At 61.7% G+C, this 18502-nt stretch carries 19 protein-coding genes and 2 tRNA genes; 10 read left to right on the top strand and 11 right to left on the bottom strand.

The annotated features are described in order from the left end of the window. Positions 1–233: 233 nt before the first annotated feature. On the bottom strand, positions 234–1055 hold the full coding sequence (locus ATY80_RS22235; protein WP_088694487.1) for a bifunctional allantoicase/(S)-ureidoglycine aminohydrolase: 822 nt from the start codon (positions 1053–1055) through the stop codon (positions 234–236). A 126-nt stretch (positions 1056–1181) separates the two neighbouring features. On the opposite strand from ATY80_RS22235, the gene ATY80_RS22240 reads away from it, so the two are divergent. Continuing rightward, positions 1182–1397, top strand: coding sequence for a hypothetical protein (locus tag ATY80_RS22240; protein WP_088694488.1), 216 nt, complete (start codon positions 1182–1184; stop codon positions 1395–1397). Between the two features lie 98 nt (positions 1398–1495). Here ATY80_RS22240 and ATY80_RS22245 read toward each other — a convergent pair. After that, positions 1496–1572 (bottom strand) — tRNA-Pro (locus ATY80_RS22245). A 271-nt stretch (positions 1573–1843) separates the two neighbouring features. Here ATY80_RS22245 and ATY80_RS22250 point away from each other — a divergent pair. After that, positions 1844–2257, top strand: coding sequence for a hypothetical protein (locus tag ATY80_RS22250; protein ID WP_088694489.1), 414 nt, complete (start codon positions 1844–1846; stop codon positions 2255–2257). Between the two features lie 144 nt (positions 2258–2401). On the opposite strand, the gene ATY80_RS22255 is transcribed toward ATY80_RS22250, so the two are convergent. Next, a tRNA-Gln gene (locus ATY80_RS22255) sits at positions 2402–2476 on the bottom strand. A 160-nt stretch (positions 2477–2636) separates the two neighbouring features. Here ATY80_RS22255 and ATY80_RS22260 point away from each other — a divergent pair. The 3 genes from ATY80_RS22260 to ATY80_RS22270 are packed head-to-tail and all read left to right on the top strand — an operon-like array spanning position 2637 to position 4305. After that, positions 2637–2933 carry a cupin domain-containing protein gene (locus ATY80_RS22260; RefSeq protein ID WP_088694490.1) on the top strand — a complete coding sequence of 99 codons (297 nt, stop codon included), beginning with the start codon at positions 2637–2639 and terminating at the stop codon, positions 2931–2933. Beyond that, the gene (locus ATY80_RS22265) at positions 2934–3851 is read left to right on the top strand and encodes an MBL fold metallo-hydrolase (RefSeq protein WP_088694491.1); all 918 of its coding nucleotides are present in this window, start codon (positions 2934–2936) and stop codon (positions 3849–3851) included. Between the two features lie 4 nt (positions 3852–3855). Beyond that, positions 3856–4305, top strand: a complete 450-nt coding sequence (locus ATY80_RS22270) for a DCC1-like thiol-disulfide oxidoreductase family protein (protein WP_088694492.1) — start codon at positions 3856–3858, stop codon at positions 4303–4305. 41 nt (positions 4306–4346) lie between these two features. Here ATY80_RS22270 and ATY80_RS22275 read toward each other — a convergent pair whose 3' ends face one another. Further along, positions 4347–5255 (bottom strand): DUF1499 domain-containing protein, encoded by a 909-nt coding sequence (locus tag ATY80_RS22275; RefSeq protein WP_088694493.1) that lies wholly within the window; start codon positions 5253–5255, stop codon positions 4347–4349. A gap of 219 nt (positions 5256–5474) precedes the next feature. On the opposite strand from ATY80_RS22275, the gene ATY80_RS22280 reads away from it, so the two are divergent. After that, positions 5475–5861, top strand: coding sequence for a hypothetical protein (locus ATY80_RS22280; RefSeq protein WP_088694494.1), 387 nt, complete (start codon positions 5475–5477; stop codon positions 5859–5861). A 17-nt stretch (positions 5862–5878) separates the two neighbouring features. Here ATY80_RS22280 and ATY80_RS22285 read toward each other — a convergent pair whose 3' ends face one another. Continuing rightward, positions 5879–6124, bottom strand: coding sequence for a hypothetical protein (locus ATY80_RS22285; protein WP_088694495.1), 246 nt, complete (start codon positions 6122–6124; stop codon positions 5879–5881). Positions 6125–6313: 189 nt separating this feature from the next. Between ATY80_RS22285 and ATY80_RS29785 the strand changes: the two genes are divergently transcribed. Then, positions 6314–6589 (top strand): hypothetical protein, encoded by a 276-nt coding sequence (locus tag ATY80_RS29785; RefSeq protein ID WP_088694700.1) that lies wholly within the window; start codon positions 6314–6316, stop codon positions 6587–6589. Here the strand turns inward: ATY80_RS29785 and ppdK are convergent. The 4 genes from ppdK to ATY80_RS22310 all read right to left on the bottom strand — a co-directional run bounded on the left by ppdK (position 6522) and on the right by ATY80_RS22310 (position 14517). Further along, positions 6522–9239, bottom strand: a complete 2718-nt coding sequence (ppdK, locus tag ATY80_RS22295; protein ID WP_088694496.1) for a pyruvate, phosphate dikinase — start codon at positions 9237–9239, stop codon at positions 6522–6524. The genes ATY80_RS29785 and ppdK overlap by 68 nt on opposite strands. A gap of 396 nt (positions 9240–9635) precedes the next feature. After that, positions 9636–13097: a chromosome segregation SMC family protein gene (locus tag ATY80_RS22300; RefSeq protein WP_088694497.1), complete on the bottom strand. Its 3462-nt coding sequence runs from the start codon at positions 13095–13097 to the stop codon at positions 9636–9638. A gap of 78 nt (positions 13098–13175) precedes the next feature. Further along, positions 13176–13868: a DsbA family protein gene (locus tag ATY80_RS22305; RefSeq protein ID WP_088694498.1), complete on the bottom strand. Its 693-nt coding sequence runs from the start codon at positions 13866–13868 to the stop codon at positions 13176–13178. A gap of 160 nt (positions 13869–14028) precedes the next feature. Next, a complete protein-coding gene (locus ATY80_RS22310) occupies positions 14029–14517 on the bottom strand; it encodes a DUF721 domain-containing protein (protein WP_088694499.1) in 489 nt (162 codons plus the stop codon). A gap of 97 nt (positions 14518–14614) precedes the next feature. Here ATY80_RS22310 and mutY point away from each other — a divergent pair, with 97 nt between their 5' ends. The 3 genes from mutY to ATY80_RS22325 are packed head-to-tail and all read left to right on the top strand — an operon-like array spanning position 14615 to position 16686. After that, complete coding sequence (mutY, locus tag ATY80_RS22315) at positions 14615–15706, top strand: A/G-specific adenine glycosylase (protein WP_189637239.1); 1092 nt, start codon at positions 14615–14617, stop codon at positions 15704–15706. 3 nt (positions 15707–15709) lie between these two features. Then, the gene (locus tag ATY80_RS22320) at positions 15710–16318 is read left to right on the top strand and encodes an HAD family phosphatase (protein WP_088694501.1); all 609 of its coding nucleotides are present in this window, start codon (positions 15710–15712) and stop codon (positions 16316–16318) included. 2 nt (positions 16319–16320) lie between these two features. Continuing rightward, a complete protein-coding gene (locus ATY80_RS22325; RefSeq protein WP_088694502.1) occupies positions 16321–16686 on the top strand; it encodes a nuclear transport factor 2 family protein in 366 nt (121 codons plus the stop codon). On the opposite strand, the gene ATY80_RS22330 is transcribed toward ATY80_RS22325, so the two are convergent. Both ATY80_RS22330 and ATY80_RS22335 read right to left on the bottom strand, forming a co-directional pair. Next, positions 16671–17141, bottom strand: coding sequence for a DUF6790 family protein (locus ATY80_RS22330; protein WP_088694503.1), 471 nt, complete (start codon positions 17139–17141; stop codon positions 16671–16673). The genes ATY80_RS22325 and ATY80_RS22330 overlap by 16 nt on opposite strands. A 175-nt stretch (positions 17142–17316) precedes the next feature. Then, positions 17317–18447 (bottom strand): site-specific DNA-methyltransferase, encoded by a 1131-nt coding sequence (locus tag ATY80_RS22335; RefSeq protein ID WP_088694504.1) that lies wholly within the window; start codon positions 18445–18447, stop codon positions 17317–17319. Positions 18448–18502 lie beyond the last annotated feature (55 nt).

Genomic DNA, 18502 nt, shown 5'->3' on the forward strand with positions numbered 1-18502 from the left:
GCCCGCTCGCCCTGGTCGGCACCGCCTCATATCCGGTTCTTATTCATCGGCCCGCAGTTGCGATCCACGCTTCCTCCCCACGGTCGGTCGCCCTTCCGCAGTTGCGCTTCTCTTCGCTCGCCATGACCAGCTTACGGTGGGACTTCCACCCACAAGAGTGCGCTCATGCTGGGCGCACAACGAAAACGGGGCCAAATCGGCCCCGTTTCTCATTCTAGTTCGTCGCTCTGCGCCTACCACAACGGCATGTGACGGTTAACGTCCTTGTAGAGCAGGTAGCGGAAGCGGCCGGGACCGCCGGCATAGCAGGCCTGCGGGCAGAAGGCGCGCAGCCACATGAAGTCGCCCGCTTCGACCTCGACCCAATCCTTGTTGAGACGATAGACGGCCCTGCCCTCAAGCACATAGAGGCCGTGCTCCATGACATGCGTTTCCATGAAGGGAATGACGCCGCCAGGCTCGAAGGTGACGATGGTGACGTGCATGTCGTAGCGAAGGTCGGCTGGATCGATGAAGCGGGTCGTGGCCCAGGCGCCGTCCGTATCGGGCATCGGCTGGGGCGGATGCTGTTCCTCGTGCGTGAAGATCGCCGGTGGCGGCTCCTGCCGTTCGACCTCCTGGAAGGCCTTGCGGATCCAGTGGAACTTCACCGGTGCCGTGCCCTTGTTCCACAACGTCCAGCGGGAACCGGCGGGCAGGAAGGCGAAGGAGCCCGGGCGCATGGCATGCGACGCGCCATCGAACTCGACGATCATCTCGCCCTCTACGACGAAGAGCACGCCTTCGGCGCGCTTTTCCGGCTCCGGCCGATCGCTGCCGCCGCCCGGCTGCACTTCCATGATATATTGCGAGAACGTCTCGGAAAAGCCGGTCAGTGGGCGCGAGATCACCCAGGCACGCGTGCCTTCCCAGTGCGGGAAATAGCTGGTGACGATGTCAGTCATCACGCTGCGGGGGATGACGGCATAGGCTGTCGTGAACACGGCCTTGCTGGAGAGGAGTTCGGTCTGCGGCGGCAGGCCGCCCATGTTGGAATAGAAGTTCGAGCTGCTCATTGGTTCACTTTTCACCGGCCGGGATTGTCAATCTGCTTTAAGCGCCGCATCTCTTCTAGGCAACCTTTTGATTGCCGCGACCACGCGGCAGAATGTCCGCGGCGGCAGGCCGCCCAGGAGGACACGATGAGTCTGGAAAAACTTCGGGAAGACTATGTTCAGAAGGTCAAGGAATACGAGGACAACCTCAAATCCATGACCGAGAATGACGTGAAGCACTTTCGCGCCGAGGGAGCCGGGCCGCTCTCCGATATCACCGAGCAGATCCGCAACGAATACTACCGGCATATCGAGACCTACGGCGCGTTGATTGCGGAGATCGATGCCATCCTCGGCGTATAGGAGCAAACGCAGGCACCGGCGCGGGCCTCCGCTCAAATGGCCACAATGAAGATCGACGGCGGCAAAAGAAAAAAGCCCGCTTTCGCGGGCTTTTCGGCTGGTCGGAGTGGAGTGATTCGAACACTCGACCCCCACGTCCCGAACGTGGTGCGCTACCAGACTGCGCTACACTCCGTGACCAGCGGCGCCTCTATAGAACGGCTCATCCGGTTGCGCAAGCACCAAAATTCAAAAGCCGGCGCATTTTTTTCGAGCACGGCGGCGCAACCCCTAGCAGGCCTAAGTGGAACAAAAAGACACACTTGCGGCAAATTTTGCGTTTGCGAAGGTGGGCCGATTTTCTTTTGCCGGGTTCCGCGCTAAAGCGCTCGACGGGACAAGCGGAAACCGCTGCAGGCCAGCGATTCCCGCCGTCGAATGCGCGACAACTTTTCAGGGACGATAGAATGAAACTCCGCACCTTTGCCGCGGCTGGGCTTGCCATTGCGCTTGCCGGCTGCACGACGATTCCAACTTCCGCCGATCCGATTTCCAGCCGCTGGGTTGGCCAGTCGGCCGGCAAGTTCTTCGCCGCCTTCGGCCCGCCGATCAACGACGTCGAGAGCGGCTCCGGCGTCACCTACACCTGGAAAGGCGGCTACAAGACGGTTCGCGTCCCGGCGCAATACGCAGACGGTGCGGACGGCAAGCGCGGCAAGCAGATCTCGGCGGCCCGCACGCAGTACTTCCGCTGCCAGGCCGAAATCGTCACCAGCTCCGACTACACGATCCGCAGCATCCACGTCGTCGGCGATATCCCGGGTGTGAACGGCCCGTCCTATTGCGCCGAGTTCCTGGCGCCGGCACAGCCCGCGCAGTAAGGGGCGTCAGAGCAAGCAATTTGGAAGGCGGCCCATTGGTCGCCTTTTTTGTATTAAGTGCGCTGAGTTGATCAGGGCGCTGCTACGCGGCCTCGGTTCGCAGGGCTAATCCCTGCGGCAAAGGGCCTTCATCGTTGAAAAGAGTGGCTGGGGCGCCAGGATTCGAACCTGGGAATGCCGGTACCAAAAACCGGTGCCTTACCGCTTGGCGACGCCCCACCAGAGCTTGAAAAGCGGAGACCGCTTGCCAAATCGACGCCTGCTTAGCAAAGCTCGCCTGACGTCACAATCATTAAGTTTCGGGCCATTGCATATTTCTGTGCGCTTTTTGCGTCACCATGCTAGGTCTCGCGTCAGCCGTCAGCACGATGGAGTAACGATGAGCCAGTACCTCGCCCGCCCGCCTGCCCTCGCAACGCTGCTGCTCGACGATGCCGTGGTTCGGATCACGCGTTGGGACTTCGAGCCGGGCGCCGATACCGGTGTCCATACGCATGGCATGGGCTATGTCGTCGTGCCAATGACCGATTGCCAGTTTCTGCTGGAGGAAAAGGACGGCAGCCGCAGGGTCGATATCGCCAAGGGCGCGGCCTATCGGCGCGATGCCGGCACCGAGCACAATGTTGTCAATGCCGGCGATCAGCCGATGTCCTTCATCGAGATCGAATACAAGTAAATGGCAAGTCCCGAGTTCAATCTGGCGTTCGAACCTTCTTACGGGCAGGCCGTGCCTGTTACGCCAGGCGTGCAGCGCATCACGGTCAACAATCCGAGCGCCTTCACCTTCCACGGCACCAACAGCTACATCGTCGGACACCATTCCGTAGCGGTCATCGATCCTGGCCCCGAGGACGAAGCTCATTTCCAGGCATTGATGGCGGCGCTCGATGGACGCGAGCTCACCCACATCTTCGTCAGTCACACCCATCGTGACCACTCGCCGCTGTCGCGCCGTCTGCAGTCGGCGACCGGGGCGCAGATCGTCGCGGAGGGACTGCACCGCGCCGCCCGCCCGCTGCACCAGGGCGAAATCAATCCTTTCGCCGAGAGCTCGGATCTGGATTTCCGGCCCGATATTGCAATCGGCGACGGCGAGACGATCGAAGGCGACGGATGGAGGCTGACGGGCGTGTTGACGCCCGGGCATACCGCCAATCACGCGGCCTTCGCGCTCGAGGGAACGGGAATCCTGTTTTCCGCCGATCATGTCATGGGATGGGCCACATCCATCGTCGCGCCGCCCGATGGCTCGATGTCCGACTATATGACTTCCCTCGACAAGCTGATCGAGCGGCACGACCGTATCCTGCTCCCGGGGCATGGTGGTCCGGTCCGCAAGCCGATCTCGTTCATGCGGGCGCTCAAAACCCACCGGCGGATGCGCGAACGCGCCGTGCTCGACCGCATCCGCGCCGGCGACAGGAACATCCCCGACATGGTGAAGGTCATCTATCGCGAGACTGATCCGCGCCTGCATGGCGCCGCCGCTCTCTCGGTCCTTGCCCATATCGAGGATCTGTTGGAACGGGGCGAGATCGAAACGGACGGACCACCTGCCCAGCTCGGCTCGTACAGACCGGCGACACAGAGGTAGCGTCATGGATGGTCCCTACAGCTATCGTGCAGATCCCGACGTACCTGAATTTACCGATGACAAGCCGCTCATCGTTTTCGATGGCGAATGCGTGTTCTGCTCCGCCTGGGTCCAGTTCGTCCTGAGGCATGACAAGGCGAAGCGCTATCGCTTCCTCGCTGCGCAGTCGCCGCTCGGTGAAGCGCTCTACCGGCACTATGAGCTGGATGGGGGCGACTATGAGACCAACATTCTGATCGAAAACGGGCGCGCCCACTTCAAGTCGCGCGGGACGATCCGCATGGCTGCGGGCCTCGGCTTTCCCTGGTCCCTGGTGAAGGTCCTTCGGCTGCTGCCGCAAGGACTTGCCGACAGGGTTTACGAATTTATCGCCCGCAACCGGCTTCGCATTGCCGGTCGACGCGCGACCTGCTTCGTACCTACACCCGAGCAGAGGGATCGCTTCTTGGGATAGAGGCGCGACGGCGGTTCACCAACGGCCAAAGACGGACGCGGCTAGCTACCGGCGATGCCCAGCAGCTCGGAATCGAGAGCCTTCAGATAATCCTCGGCGATATCCGCGCTGAGGCCCAAATCGTGCGGGCCGTAGCGCGAGGCGACGCGAACATCGACGAGGGTGGTTTCCGCTTCTTCACGCAAGCGGATGACAACGTCGAAACGTAGGCCGAGGACGAGGGTGCGGGTGTCACCCTGCAGCGTCACGCCATTGGCCCGGCGAATCAGCAGCGCCACATCGTCGTCATAGGGTCGCGGCGTCGGGATCGGCACGGCCTCGGGTGCCTCGGCAACCGCGCCGTCGTCCGGCTCGGGCTTCGCAGGACGATCTTCGAGATCGCGGCTTGGCTCGCTGTCGCCGTCGGCTCGGGTGATGCGGATTCCGCTTTGCTTGGCGACCTTCTTCACGGCCTCCAGCACGCGGTCGATCGCGCCGTCATAGCGGCGGCCGGTGAGTTCCGGATAGGCTTCGAGCTGCTTTTCGCGATCCTCGGGCGTTACATCAGGTTCGCGCTTCAGCCAGTTCTGATCGGCGTTCGGCGTCTTCAGCCAATCCGGCGCGGAGACGAGATCGGTCGACACGTCATAGATGGCTGGCAGCGTGAAATAGCGCTCGGCCGCAATCCCGCTGATCGCGAGCGGAAGTGCCGCAAAAATCAAAGCTTTCAATGCGTCCAGCCCGCCTTCGGCGCCTGTCAGCCACAGACTGCGCAGCCCTGCAATCGCAAGCAGGGTTGCAAGCAGCGCGAAGCCCGCGGAGACGAGCAGAACCAACACCAGATAGGGCGTGACAAGGCCGGCGAAGCGGTGACCAACCAGAGCCGCAAGGCAGAGAACCAGTGCAAATGCGCCGAAGCGCCGCGAGAAGCGGGCAGCATTTGAAACAGGGCGGTCGAAACGGATTGCCATCAAACTTACCGGTTACTCGCAAGCGGCGCGTCCCGCATGAACGCGCAAAATCGCCCTCGACTTGTTTAGTGCAAGATTCGCCTAAATTGAAACTGTTGTGTCGATCCGAGGCACGCAATCCACGAAGAAGACGACAATGGCGTGCGTGAGCATTTTCTGATATTCCTTGATTTGCAGTTGTGTGGTTTGCGTCGCACACCGACCAACAGGAGAAGGGCAATGATTGCACCGGAGCTCGCATCGGGCACCCAGGCGCCATCGCTGGGGACAGCCGATCATGCAGATCCGCTTCTGCCGATAGAGCTTCTGGAACTGGAACTGTCGCTCGACGGATATGATGGCAAATCCGACTTCTGCGAAACGGTCCGCGTTGCTTCGGCCAAGGCCGGCGGAGAGTTTCTCTTCGATCTTCCCGCCGAAGGATTGATGGACGACTGCAAGCGGATCGCTGTGCTTCGCATCCCCTCGCCCGGCGAGCAGATGCGCGTTGTTCTTGCCGTGCTGGACCACAACGGCACGGAAATCCGCATGGAAGCGCCCGATCCCGCGACAGCCCACCTCGTCCGCTTCGCCGAAGCCTTCGTCAAGGTTCTCGAACGGTTCTGACCTAGCGTCTTTCGGGGCTAGTCGCGCTGAGCGGCTGCTTCCGCCAAACTGCGGAACGGGAATTTGCGCCCGCATTCGCACTTGATCATGCTGGTCTCCTGGTGATTGGAGGCGCGCTGGATGAAGAAGCCGCGCGGCAGATGATCGACGCTGAAACCGGGATGCTTGCGCTTCGGATCGTCGATCTCGGAGGCTTCGGCAAAGCCGCTATTGCCGCATTGCGGGCAGGTCAGTTTTTTCGAGAATCGATCACGCAGTGCCATGCTTGCTTTCCAATGTCGTCCGAACCGCCTTCTTACAGACGATCCTCCGCGGACGGAAGCCACCGACATCCAGCCATCTTGTAAACATCCAAGACCACAATCCTTCGGCGCAAGTCATTCTTTTTGTTGACTGTAAGCGGCGATTGGCGTCATCTGATGGTGCAGAATTTCGATTGCAAAGACACGCCGATGCGTATGTTCTTTTTACCTCTCGCGCTTGCCGCTGCATCAATCGGCCTTTCGGCCTGCCAATCAATGACGCCCGAAGAGCGACGTGCAGCCGATGAGGCACAATGCCTACACTATGGCTTCAGACGCGGCACGGACGCATTCGCAGGCTGCCTGCAGCGCATAGATCTCGATCGCCGTGCGCAGTCACGCTACAATAGTGACATGCTCATGTTGCAGATGTCCTATGATCTCGACCATCCTTACTACGGCCGCCGATACGGACGCCATTGGTGATGACCGCCTGCGCCGCGGCTAGCCGGGCGATCGGCACGCGGAAGGGCGAACAGGACACGTAGTCCAATCCGATTTCCTCGCAGAAATGGATGGAAGCGGGATCGCCGCCGTGCTCGCCGCAGATTCCGAGCTTCATATCATTGCGCGTTCGCCTGCCGCGCTCGGCGGCGATCCGGATCAGCTCGCCGACACCATCGAAATCCAGCGAAATGAAGGGATCGTGCTCGATGATCCCCTTACGCTGATAGGTCGGAATGAAGGCGGACGCATCATCGCGTGAGATGCCGAAGGTCGTCTGCGTCAGGTCGTTGGTGCCGAAGGAGAAGAACTCGGCCGCTTCCGCGATGATATGGGCCCGTAGAGCCGCGCGCGGCAGCTCGATCATCGTGCCGACCAGATAGTCGATCCGCATGCCGGCCTCCGCCGTGACATCCCGGGCGATGGCGTCGATGCGCTCCTTGACATAGTCCAGCTCCGAGCGGAGCCCGACGAGCGGCACCATGATCTCAGGCACGACGGCAGCACCGGTTTCATGGGCCGCCGCGACCGCCGCCTCGAAGATGGCGCGCGCCTGCATCTCGACGATCTCGGGATAGGAAATGGCCAGTCGGCAGCCGCGATGGCCGAGCATCGGATTGAATTCATGCAACGCATCGACGCGCTGGCGCAGCACCGCGGCGTCCATGCCCATCGCGGCGGAAACGTCAGCGATCTCCTCGTCCGTCTTCGGCAAGAATTCATGCAGCGGCGGATCAAGCAGGCGAATCGTCACCGGCAGGCCGTGCATGACGTTGAACAGGCTGGTGAAATCATGCCGCTGCACCGGCAGCAGGCTGTCCAGCGCGGCGCGACGGCCGGTTTCATCCTCCGCCAGGATCATCTCGCGCATCAGATGAATGCGGTCGCCCTCGAAGAACATGTGCTCGGTGCGACAAAGCCCGATGCCCTCAGCACCGAAGGAGCGTGCTGCGCGCGCGTCAGCCGGCGTATCGGCGTTGGTGCGCACGGTCATGCGGCGCGCCCGATCGGCCCATTGCATGATGCGCCCGAAATCGCCCGAAAGCTCGGGCTGGATCATCTGCACGTCGCCTTTCAGGACCTGTCCCGCAGAACCATCGATGGTGATGACGTCGCCCTTCTTCAGGGTGACGCCGACGCCGATCAGCCGCTCGTTGCGGGCGTCGATCCGCATGCTGCCGGCACCGACGACGCAGGGGATGCCCATGCCGCGGGCGACAACGGCGGCATGGCTGGTCATGCCGCCACGCGTCGTCAGAATGCCCTCGGCCGCGTGCATGCCGTGAATGTCTTCCGGGCTTGTCTCGACGCGCAGCAGGATGACCTTGCGTCCCTCCTCCGAGGCTATCACGGCTTCCTCGGCCGTGAAGACGATCTCGCCGGTTGCCGCGCCTGGCGATGCCGGCAGACCAGTACCGATGATCTCGCGCGACACGCGTGGATCGATCGTCGGGTGCAGGAGCTGGTCCAGCGACGAGGGCTCGATGCGAAGCACGGCCTCCTCTTCCGTGATGACCTTCTCGTCCACCATGTCGACGGCGATCTTCATCGCCGCGCGCGTCGAGCGCTTGCCGGAGCGGGTCTGCAGCATCCAGAGCTTTCCGCGCTCGATGGTGAACTCGATGTCCTGCATGTCGCGATAATGCGCTTCGAGCTCGGAACAGATGCGCGACAACTCCTTGAAGGCATCCGGCATCAGCTTTTCCATCGACGGTCGCTCGGAACCGGAGCTGATGCGGCCTTCTTCAGTGATGCTCTGCGGCGTGCGGATGCCGGCGACGACATCCTCTCCCTGAGCATTGACGAGGAATTCGCCGTAAAGCGACTTGTCGCCCGTCGACGGATTGCGGGTGAAGGCAACGCCGGTCGCGGATGAATTGCCGTGGTTGCCGAAGACCATCGCCTGAATGTTGACTGCCGTACCCCAGCCTTCGGGAATATTGTGAAGCTGGCGATAGGTGACGGCGCGGGCGCTCATCCAGCTGGCGAAGACGGCCCCGACCGCGCCCCATAGCTGCACCTCGGGGTCCTGGGGAAACTCCTCGCCCAGTTCCTCCTCGATGATGCTTTTGTAGAGCGAGACCACGTGCTGCCATTCGCTGGCGGTCAATTCCGTGTCGAACTCGTAGCCGAGGCGCGCCTTCTCGTCCTCGAGGATTTCCTCGAACACCTCATGATCAAGCCGCATAACGACGTCGGCATACATTTGGATGAAACGGCGGTAGCTGTCCCAAGCGAAACGCGCGTCGCCGGCGTCGTGGCCGAGCGCCTGCACGGTTTCGTCGTTGAGACCGAGATTGAGGACGGTGTCCATCATCCCCGGCATCGAAACGCGCGCTCCTGAGCGCACGGACAGCAGCAGCGGTCGATCACCCGCGCCAAACCGCCGACCGGTGATTTCCTCGATACGTTCGATGCCCGCGCGGACTTGTACTTTCAACTCTTCGGCAATCTGCCGCTCATTCTTGTAGTAGGCAGAGCAGGCTTCGGCGATGATCGTCAGACCCGGGGGGACCGGAAGACCGAGATTGCACATCTCCGCGAGGTTTGCGCCTTTGCCACCCAAGCGCTCGCCGTCGAGGGCGCCGCCCTCCGCCTCACCGCTGCCAAATGTATAGACCCACTTGGTCATATTCCCCCCAACACCAAATCCGGATCAACTTAATCCGTTGGTGTTGAAATGAAAATCGACAAATGCGGCCGAAATGTTGCAACGCACAATAACTGCGACAGACTGAAGCGGTTGAAGCGAGAAAAAGCTTTGCGGGACTGCAACAAAGTCCCGCAAAGCCTTATGTCCGTCCGGCCAGGAAAACCAGACGGGGGGTTCCGTCCATGCGAACCGTCAGAGCCAAAGCATATTGCTCCGAGCGCACCGCACAAGAAACTTTGCAGCCGATACCCTTTCGCGGTAGTTCGGCGGCGACATGAAGCAATCTCTAATACAAGATCGGTAGGAAAACATTAGCAGAATGGTGGAGACGGCCTATTCCGACAGACTTTTTTTGGGCGTTTCTCAGCCGCCTGTTCAGGCGATCTCACGCAGTTGTTCAGCCGTCTGCAGATCGACCGACACGAGCTGCGATACGCCCTGCTCCGCCATCGTCACGCCGAACAGCCTGTTCATGCGCGCCATGGTGATCGGATTGTGGGTGATGATGACGAAACGCGTTTCGGTGGAGGCGGCCATTTCGTCCATCAGGTTGCAATAGCGCTCGACATTGTGGTCGTCGAGCGGGGCGTCCACTTCGTCCAGCACGCAGATCGGGGCGGGATTGGTGAGGAAGACGGCAAAGATCAGCGCCATTGCCGTCAGTGCCTGCTCGCCACCCGAAAGGAGCGTCATCGTCTGCGGCTTCTTGCCGGGCGGGCGGGCGAGAATTTCCAGGCCGGCTTCGAGCGGATCGTCGGATTCGATCAGCTGCAATTCGGCAGTGCCGCCGCCGAAAAGATGGGTGAAGAGGCGCTGGAACTGGCCGTTGACCACGTCGAAGGCGGCGAGCAGGCGCTCGCGGCCCTCGCGATTGAGGCTCTGGATCGCACCACGCAGCTTGCGAATCGCATCGATAACATCGTCGCGTTCCTTGATCAGCGCCTCGAGCTTCCCCGTCAGTTCCTTCTGCTCCTCCTCGGCGCGCAAGTTGACCGCGCCAAGTCGCTCGCGCTCTATCTTGAGTCGTTCGAGTTCGCGCTCGACCTCACGAAGGTCAGGCGCGGCCTGCATTGCCTCCAGTCCGGCAAGCCGAAGGGCCTCGTGTGGCGCAACGTTTAGTGCCTCACGTATTCGGGCTTCGGTTTCCTGTCGTTTCTCCCGCGCCGAGACCAGCCGCTCTTCGGCGCGACCGCGGCGCTCGCGGCTTTCGGCGAGCTCGGAGAGAGCCGTCGCCGCCTTGTGGTCGGCGTCGCGCTGGACGAGCTCGGCTTCGGCTAGCACATCGGCCGCATGGCGACGCGCTTCCTCAGCCTTCTGGAGTTCGGTCAACAGCGCGCGGCGCTTGTCGTCAAACTCATCGGGAGCCATTTCGAGCTCGGCTGCTTCCTCCCGGGCTTCCTCCTCGCGGTCGCGAAGCGTCGCGATGTGATCCTCGGCGCTGGCAGCGCGCAGGCGCCAAGTCTCCCGCTCCTGCCGGATGGCAATGATGCGGCGCTGACGAGCCTCGTTCTCGCGGTTCAGGCTTTCATGGCGAGCCCGCGCTTCGGCGAGTACTCCGCGGTCGGTCGCCACTTCGGCCTGCTGCGACCGAAGCCGTTCGTCGATCGCCGTCAGATCAGGGGCATCTTCCAGCTCGATCCGGGCGTTCTCTTCCTGCACCGAAAGATCCTCAAGCTGGATCTGAAGCTGGCTGACAGCTTCCGCAATGACATCGCGGCGACGGACGAGATCGCCGGAAGCCCGCTCGGCCGCTGCCAGCGCTTCGCGCGCCTCGGCGAGTTGCCGCGCGGAGATGCGGCTCTTCTCGCGCGCCTCGGCGAGGCGCTGTTCCCGAAGGCGGATGGCATCGGCCGCGACCGCCAGGCGTTCTTCTGCTTCATCGAGTATGTCGCGGGCAAGCGCCGCTTCGCTTTCCAGTTCGGCGAGCCGGTTCTTCTGCGCCAGCTTCAGTGCGGCCGCACTCGGTGCATCGGCACCGGTGACGTGACCGTCCCAGCGGTAGACGGCGCCTTCCTTCGTCACGAGACGCTGGCCGGGCTTCAGGTCTTTCATCAGAGCTGCAGCATCCGCACCGGAGACAAGGCCGATCTGTTTCAGGCGGCGCATCAGCGCCGTAGGAGCGCGAACGTAATTGATTAGTGGCGTCGCACCGGCCGGCAGCGCCGGGTCCACGGCACCGTCACCAATGCCGGACCAATGAACCGGCGCTTTGGGATCAAGCGGGGATTCGATGTCGTCACCCAAGGCAGCACCGAGCGCCGTTTCGAAGCTGCGATCGACGCGAAGCTCATCGGCAACCGGCGCAAATTCGCCTGCGGCTGCGCCGGCGGCCAGCATGCGCGAAATGGTCCGGGCTTCCGTTTCGATGGCGTTCAGCTTTGCGCGCGCCTGATCGACCGGCGATCGGGAGAGAGCCTCGGTCTGGCGGGCAGCGGCCAAGGCCTGCTCGACGTCCTGGATTGCGGCTTCAGCCTCGGCAAGCGCCTGCTCGCCCGCCTCGACCATGGCCCGCTTCTCGTCTGGATCAGGCAGAGCGGACATCTTCTCGCCGATAGCCGACAGCTCGCGGTTGGCTTCGTCCATCTGCCGTTCAAGACGCATCTTGCGATCGGCAAGGTCGCGAATGGCGCGCTCGAGCTGGTTGCGCCCAGCCGCAGCCTCGGCACGTTCAGCCGTCAGCGCGGTGAAAATCCGTTCGCTGTCGGCGAGCTTTGCGGTAGCCTCCTCGAAAGCCTCGCGTGTTTCTTCGGCTAAGCGGCCAGAGTCGGCAAGGATCTCGGTGATCTCCGCCTGTTCGGCATCCAGCCGCGCCAGGATTTCGGCGTTGTCTGCAACCAGCCGCTCCTCGCGGCGGATATCCTCGCCGAGCTGCGCAAGGCGGCGGGTCAGCTCGTCGCGACGGCGCAGGATGCGGTTAGCATCCTCCTCCAGCTGTGTCTTGGCGATCTGCAGGCGCTGCAGCGCGGCAGCTGCACGCGCTTCGCCCTCGCGCAGTTCCGGCAGCTTGAGGCTGGCAACGCCCTGAGTCTTGGCGGCCTCCATCTGCATCTGCGCCTTTTCGGCGACGACGACAGTGGCCTGATTGAGCGCGCTGTCGGCCTCGGCTTCCGCCTCCTTGGCCTGAACCCAGCGGATATGCAGAAGCAGCGCCTCGCGGGCGCGGATATCGGCAGACAGCGACTTGAAGCGGCTTGCCTGACGGGCCTGACGCTTCAAGCTTTCGATCTGGCTTTCGAGCTGCGAGGTCACGTCGTCGAGGCGTTCGAGATTGCTCTCGGCGGCACGCAGACGAAGCTCAGCTTCGTGACGGCGCGAATGCAGGCCTGATATGCCGGCGGCCTCTTCGAGCAACTGGCGGCGGGCCTGTGGCTTTGCCGAGATCAACTCGCCAATACGCCCCTGCCCGACCATCGATGGTGAACGGGCGCCGGTGGAGGCGTCGGCGAAGAGAAGCTGCACGTCCTTGGCGCGGCTTTCCTTGCCGTTGATGCGATAGATCGACCCCTGCTCGCGCTCGATGCGGCGCGTGACCTGGATCTCGTCGCTATCGTTGAAGTCAGCAGGCGCCGTGCGCTCTGCATTGTCGAGATAGAGTGCAACTTCGGCGGTGTTGCGGGCGGGACGATTGCCGGAGCCGGAGAAAATGACGTCGTCCATGCCGGACGCGCGCATGTTCTTGTAGGAGTTTTCACCCATCACCCAGCGGAGCGCTTCGACGAGGTTCGACTTGCCGCAGCCGTTCGGGCCGACGATGCCAGTCAAGCCGCGCTCGATGATGAATTCGGTGGGTTCGACGAAGGATTTGAAGCCGACGACGCGAAGCTTGTTGAACTTCATGCCGCGTCCCCGCGCCTGATAAAGCAAACGACGGGCGCACGACTTCGGCCGTCGCCCGTCGATCGGATACGGTTCAGTTTAGAGCAGGCTGTCGATAAGGGCCGACATGGTGTCAACCGACATGTCTCCAGAATAGCGCTTCCCGTTGATGAGGAACGTCGGCGTGGCGTTGACGCCAAACTCCTTGGAACCCCTTTCCCGCGTTGCATTCACTTGATCCAGCAGCTTCTGGTTCGTCAAGCACTTCGTAAAGCTATCCTCAGTAAATCCAGCAAGTTTGGACATCTGAAGCAATGCAGCGCGGCCATCGTCCGCGGCAGCCCAGTTTTGCTGCTGCTTGAACAGCATCGAAACCATCGGGAAATACTGTTCGGCCGTGCTCAATTCTTCCGGCTTGGCAGCGTTGCAGCGGGCCAGCATGAAGGCGGCAGCCGCACGCGGATCAAACGGAAATTCGCGAATGATAAAGCGTACCTTGCCGGTGTCGACGTACTTCTTCTTGATCTCGTCGAAGGTCGTCGTGTGGAAGTGAGCGCAATGGGGGCAGGTCATCGACATGTATTCGACGATCGTGACCGGGGCATCTTCCTTGCCGAGTACCATTTCCGGCAACTCGCCCGGCTTCAGCACGGCAGCCATGTCGACGTCGCCATCGGGCTTCGGCACTTCGGTCGCGGCATGCGCGGTGCTGAAAACCGCCAGGGTCGCGGTCGCCGCAGCCACGCCGCCCAGAAGCTGGCGTTTCGTCAGTTGCATTTCGGAAATCGACATGAAGTTCCCCATAAATGAGTGTAGTGGCTAACAGTGCGATATAACGGCTCGAAGTCCCGAACAAGGCACGCTTCACCAACTTTCTTCAAAGAATTGTGACCTTGGTTGGACCGCCAGATTAAATTGCGGACAGAATTGCCGTGGCAATACTTGAGAGGCGCTAGCGGCCGCGCTTTCCCAACACCGCCGTGCCGAGACGCTTCACCGCTTCACGCAGCTTGTCGCCCTCGATCCCTGCCATCATCTCGTCGAGTTTTGCGGCGGCCGCACCCTTCAGCGGCGGAGGTGTACGGGAGCGCTTAGCCGCCTGATAGACAGGCTTCTGGACGATGCGGATCTGGTGAACGGCGGCGAAGCCGAAGAAGCTGTTGACCCGCTGGATCAATTCGTTCTGTGCATGCGTCAGAAACAAAGCGCGGGCACCCTCGCAGGCAATGGTGAGCACGCCGGGACGAAAGCTGCCGTCATCGTTACCCCTCGCCCAGGCTATCTTTTCCGGCCGCGTGCAATCGGCAAACTCCTCGCCGGCGATCTCGTCCCATGATCCGAGCAGCGCCGTGTTGATGCCGGCGCGCTTTGCCAGCACCGGATCGATCAACCCATTGGTCAATTCGGAGATCTGCTTTTCACCTTTGCGTGGATAACTCATCGAAACCTTCACATCGCGCTGCCTTCAGGCGCCACTGCCTTGATCGCGCGGCATTGCTTCGCCAAGTATAAGGCACTTCCCCTGACGACGGCAAATGATGACATCGACGACACTGGACGCGCCCGCCGCCAAACCCCTTCTTAGCTGGTATGACCGGCACCATCGCGATTTGCCCTGGCGCGTCTCGCCACCTATGGCGGCGCGCGGCATCAAGGCCGACCCCTACCATGTCTGGCTCTCCGAAGTGATGCTGCAGCAGACCACAGTACCGGCGGTGAAGCCCTACTTCGCCAACTTCCTCGCACGCTGGCCGACCGTGCGGGATCTCGCCGATGCGCCCAGCGAGGACGTGATGGCTGCCTGGGCCGGGCTCGGATATTACGCGCGCGCCCGAAACCTCAAGAAATGCGCCGAAGCGGTGGCGGGCGAACACGACGGCGTCTTTCCTGACAGCGAGGACGGGCTGAAATCGCTTCCCGGTATCGGCGACTATACGGCAGCCGCGGTAGCGGCGATCGCCTTCAACCGGCAGGCGGCCGTGATGGACGGCAACGTCGAGCGTGTGATCTCGCGGCTCTACGCGATTGCCACGCCCCTACCCGCAGCCAAACCGTTGATGAAGCAGAAGGTGGCTCTTCTGACCCCGAAGGACCGACCGGGCGACTTCGCGCAGGCGATGATGGATCTCGGCGCGACGATCTGCACACCGAAACGCCCTGCCTGTTCTCTCTGTCCGTTCAATGGATCCTGCGAGGCGCTGCGCCTGCACGATCCGGAACGGTTTCCGGTCAAGGCTGCCAAGAAGGAGAAGCCGATCCGTCAAGGTGCAGCCTTTATCGCGGTCACTGCGGATGGCGATGTTCTCTTGCGGCGACGCATCGAAAGCGGCCTGCTCGGCGGCATGACCGAGGTGCCGACGACAGGCTGGACGGCACGGCAGGATGGAGAGACGTCAGCCAATGCCGCGCCTTTCCTTGCAGCCTGGGAGCCCTGCGGGGCGGTGACCCACGTCTTCACCCATTTCGAGCTCAGGTTATCGATCTACCGCGTCGCGATCCCTTCGCGAATTCAAGTGGATAACGGTTGGTGGGAGCCGGTTACAAATCTTGAATCGCAGGCGCTACCGACCGTCATGAAAAAAGCAATCACCGCGGCTATCCCGCTCGCGTTCAAACATGCCAAGGATTGATCGATGCCCATCGAGCATATTGTTTTCGACATCGGAAAAGTTCTCATCCATTACGATCCGAATATTCCATTCAGCCGCCTCATTCCCGACGAGGCCGAACGCAAATGGTTCTTCGACAATGTCTGCACCCACGACTGGAACATCGAACAAGACCGCGGACGCACCTGGGCCGATGCCGAGGCCCTGCTGATCGAGGTTCATCCTGAACGTGAGGAGCATATCCGCGCCTTCCGCAAATACTGGCACGAGATGGTTCCCCACTCCTATGACGACAGCGTCGCCATCATGGAAGGCTTGATTGCCGACGGCCAGGACGTGACGATGCTGACCAACTTCGCATCCGATACCTTCCGCGAGGCGCAAGTCCGCTTCCCGTTCCTGACCAAGCCGCGCGGCGTGACGGTTTCCGGCGATGTCGGCCTCATCAAACCCGACATTGCTATCTACGAAACGCACGCCAAGAGCTTCGACCTCGATCCGGCCGCGACGATCTTCATCGACGACTCCGCCCCTAACATCGAGGGCGCGAAGGCGGCCGGCTGGGATGCGGTTCTTTTCACTGGCGCCGACAAGCTGCGTGCCGATCTTGCAGCGCGCGGCGTGAGGCTCTGACCATGGCATTCGATCCCGTTGAGGAAATCAAGCGTTTCCACGGCGCAATCAACGCGCTCGATTTCGATACGATCGAGAACTATTTCGCGGAAGACGCGACCTATGTCTCGAACGGTGTCGGGAGCCTGTCCGGGCGAGCCGACATCATGGTCGCTTTCCGCAAGTATTTCGACGACTACCCGGACCAGACGGCAATGGACACGCTGGTCGAGAAGGTGAGCCCCAAAGCCGGCCGCGCCGTGTGGTCGGTTCGCGCGACGCACAGCAAGACGGGCAACCCCTTGGTGCGGGAGGGCGAAGAAACGATCACCTTCAACGAAGATGGTCGTGTCACCCACGTCGAGGTGACGGATTATCGGGCGTTCTGAAAGAACGCTGCGGAGAGATAAAAGGCGAGCACGAAAAAGAGCCACAGGTCGGAAACCATCGCGACGGCCCTCGACCTGTTCCTCCCCGGCTCGAGAAGGTGCTTGAGACCGGCAAGACCGAAGAACAAGCAACCGGTGATCGCGGCAGGGACGACCCACCGCGGCTCGAAGAAGCTGAGCACGCCAAGCATGCCGATCGACAGGTTGCCGAAGCCGATCTCCTGCACCAATGACAGAGCCTTGTGATCGGTCACACCGAAGATCGTTTCCGCCGTGAAGGCCGGATTGATGATCTGCTTCAGGCTTGCCACAAGCAAGCGCAGGCCGACGCCCCAGAAGACGAACCATTTTCCGATCAGGAACACGAGGTTGGCATCCGCGCTCGAATGCGCTTCCGCAACGACCGAGCCCAGCGGCAGAACAAGCATCAGCAACAGTATGATCGCAAGATACATGGCCTTCCCTGCCTGTTCGGATCATCAGTCAGCGATACATGCCACGGAACTGCGCCACCGCGCGAGCCAAAATGAAGAGCGCCCGGGGTGTTGATCCCCGGGCGCCAGGCCTTCTTCCGTAACTGGAGGTACAAAACACCGGAAGAAGGAAGTCTCGATCAGGTCGAGGCGCGCGTCATTCCGCCTTTGCCAGATCACCGCGGATCACGGACCGCAATTCATCGATCGGGCGCAGGGACTGCCCGTCGTCGAAATGCCAGAATGTCCATCCGTTGCATGCATCAAGGCCCTGGACCTTTGCCCCAAGGCGATGAATGGAACCGGCCTCGCCGCCGGAGGCCACCGTGCCGTCGGCGCGAACGATCGCGCTGTAGCGGCGGCGGGCATCGGTCAGCACCTGGCCGGGCTTGATCAGGCCGCTTTCGACCAGCACGTTGAAAGCCACGCGGACTTCCTGCTTCTTGCCGGTCATCACGGTGAGTTCAGCCTTGCCGAGCGGCTCGACCGCTTCGATGCGGGCGGAGGCCGCGTCGATGTAGTCCTGCTCGCGCTCGATACCGACGAAGTGGCGGCCGAGGCGCTTGGCGACAGCGCCTGTCGTACCGGAGCCGAAGAACGGATCGAGGATGATGTCGCCGGGCTTGGAGGAAGCCATGATCACGCGGGCAAGCAATGCTTCGGGCTTCTGCGTCGGATGCACCTTCTTGCCGTCGTCGCCCTTCAGGCGCTCACCGCCGCTGCAGATCGGGAACAGCCAGTCGGAGCGCATCTGCACGTCGTCGTTTGCCGCCTTCATGGCATCGTAGTTGAAGGTGTAGCCCTTGGCCTTGGCGTTCGGGCTCGCCCAGATCATCGTCTCATGCGCGTTCTGGAAGCGGCGGCCCTTGAAGTTCGGCATCGGGTTGGTCTTGCGCCAGACGATGTCGTTGAGGATCCAGAAGTTCAGGTCCTGCAGTGTCGCGCCGACGCGGAAGATATTGTGATAGGAGCCAATGACCCAGATCGTCCCGGTCGGCTTGAGGACGCGACGGCAGGCGAGCAGCCAGGCGCGAGTGAATGCATCATAAGCTTCGAAGGAGGCGAACTGATCCCACTCGTCATCGACGGCATCGACCAATGACTGATCCGGGCGATGCAGCATGCCGCCGAGTTGGAGGTTGTACGGCGGATCGGCGAAGATAACGTCTACGGAGTGGTTCGGCAGGGCTTCAAGAGCAGCAACGCAATCGCCCTTGATGATCGTGTCGATCCAGGAGTCCGGTTTTGCGGAGGCCTTGAGATCGGCAAGCGGAAATACTGACGCCATCTGGAAACTCGCTCATACACATTACACTTTTACTGTCCGTTATGGTTACTCAGTT

Origin of the sequence: Rhizobium sp. R711 (assembly GCF_002211365.1) — a bacterium.
Taxonomy (GTDB): Bacteria; Pseudomonadota; Alphaproteobacteria; order Rhizobiales; family Rhizobiaceae; genus Rhizobium.

Coding starts and splice junctions, on each gene's coding strand:
- ATY80_RS22305 (WP_088694498.1), bottom strand. CDS start 13,868: ATGTCGATTTCCGAAATGCAACTGACGAAACGCCAGCTTCTGGGCGGC.
- ATY80_RS22300 (WP_088694497.1), bottom strand. CDS start 13,097: ATGAAGTTCAACAAGCTTCGCGTCGTCGGCTTCAAATCCTTCGTCGAA.
- ppdK (WP_088694496.1), bottom strand. CDS start 9,239: ATGACCAAGTGGGTCTATACATTTGGCAGCGGTGAGGCGGAGGGCGGC.
- ATY80_RS22320 (WP_088694501.1), top strand. CDS start 15,710: ATGCCCATCGAGCATATTGTTTTCGACATCGGAAAAGTTCTCATCCAT.
- ATY80_RS22280 (WP_088694494.1), top strand. CDS start 5,475: ATGATTGCACCGGAGCTCGCATCGGGCACCCAGGCGCCATCGCTGGGG.
- ATY80_RS29785 (WP_088694700.1), top strand. CDS start 6,314: ATGCGTATGTTCTTTTTACCTCTCGCGCTTGCCGCTGCATCAATCGGC.
- ATY80_RS22275 (WP_088694493.1), bottom strand. CDS start 5,255: ATGGCAATCCGTTTCGACCGCCCTGTTTCAAATGCTGCCCGCTTCTCG.
- ATY80_RS22235 (WP_088694487.1), bottom strand. CDS start 1,055: ATGAGCAGCTCGAACTTCTATTCCAACATGGGCGGCCTGCCGCCGCAG.
- ATY80_RS22330 (WP_088694503.1), bottom strand. CDS start 17,141: ATGTATCTTGCGATCATACTGTTGCTGATGCTTGTTCTGCCGCTGGGC.
- ATY80_RS22310 (WP_088694499.1), bottom strand. CDS start 14,517: ATGAGTTATCCACGCAAAGGTGAAAAGCAGATCTCCGAATTGACCAAT.
- ATY80_RS22335 (WP_088694504.1), bottom strand. CDS start 18,447: ATGGCGTCAGTATTTCCGCTTGCCGATCTCAAGGCCTCCGCAAAACCG.
- ATY80_RS22285 (WP_088694495.1), bottom strand. CDS start 6,124: ATGGCACTGCGTGATCGATTCTCGAAAAAACTGACCTGCCCGCAATGC.
- ATY80_RS22260 (WP_088694490.1), top strand. CDS start 2,637: ATGAGCCAGTACCTCGCCCGCCCGCCTGCCCTCGCAACGCTGCTGCTC.
- ATY80_RS22240 (WP_088694488.1), top strand. CDS start 1,182: ATGAGTCTGGAAAAACTTCGGGAAGACTATGTTCAGAAGGTCAAGGAA.
- ATY80_RS22270 (WP_088694492.1), top strand. CDS start 3,856: ATGGATGGTCCCTACAGCTATCGTGCAGATCCCGACGTACCTGAATTT.
- ATY80_RS22265 (WP_088694491.1), top strand. CDS start 2,934: ATGGCAAGTCCCGAGTTCAATCTGGCGTTCGAACCTTCTTACGGGCAG.
- ATY80_RS22325 (WP_088694502.1), top strand. CDS start 16,321: ATGGCATTCGATCCCGTTGAGGAAATCAAGCGTTTCCACGGCGCAATC.
- ATY80_RS22250 (WP_088694489.1), top strand. CDS start 1,844: ATGAAACTCCGCACCTTTGCCGCGGCTGGGCTTGCCATTGCGCTTGCC.
- mutY (WP_189637239.1), top strand. CDS start 14,615: ATGACATCGACGACACTGGACGCGCCCGCCGCCAAACCCCTTCTTAGC.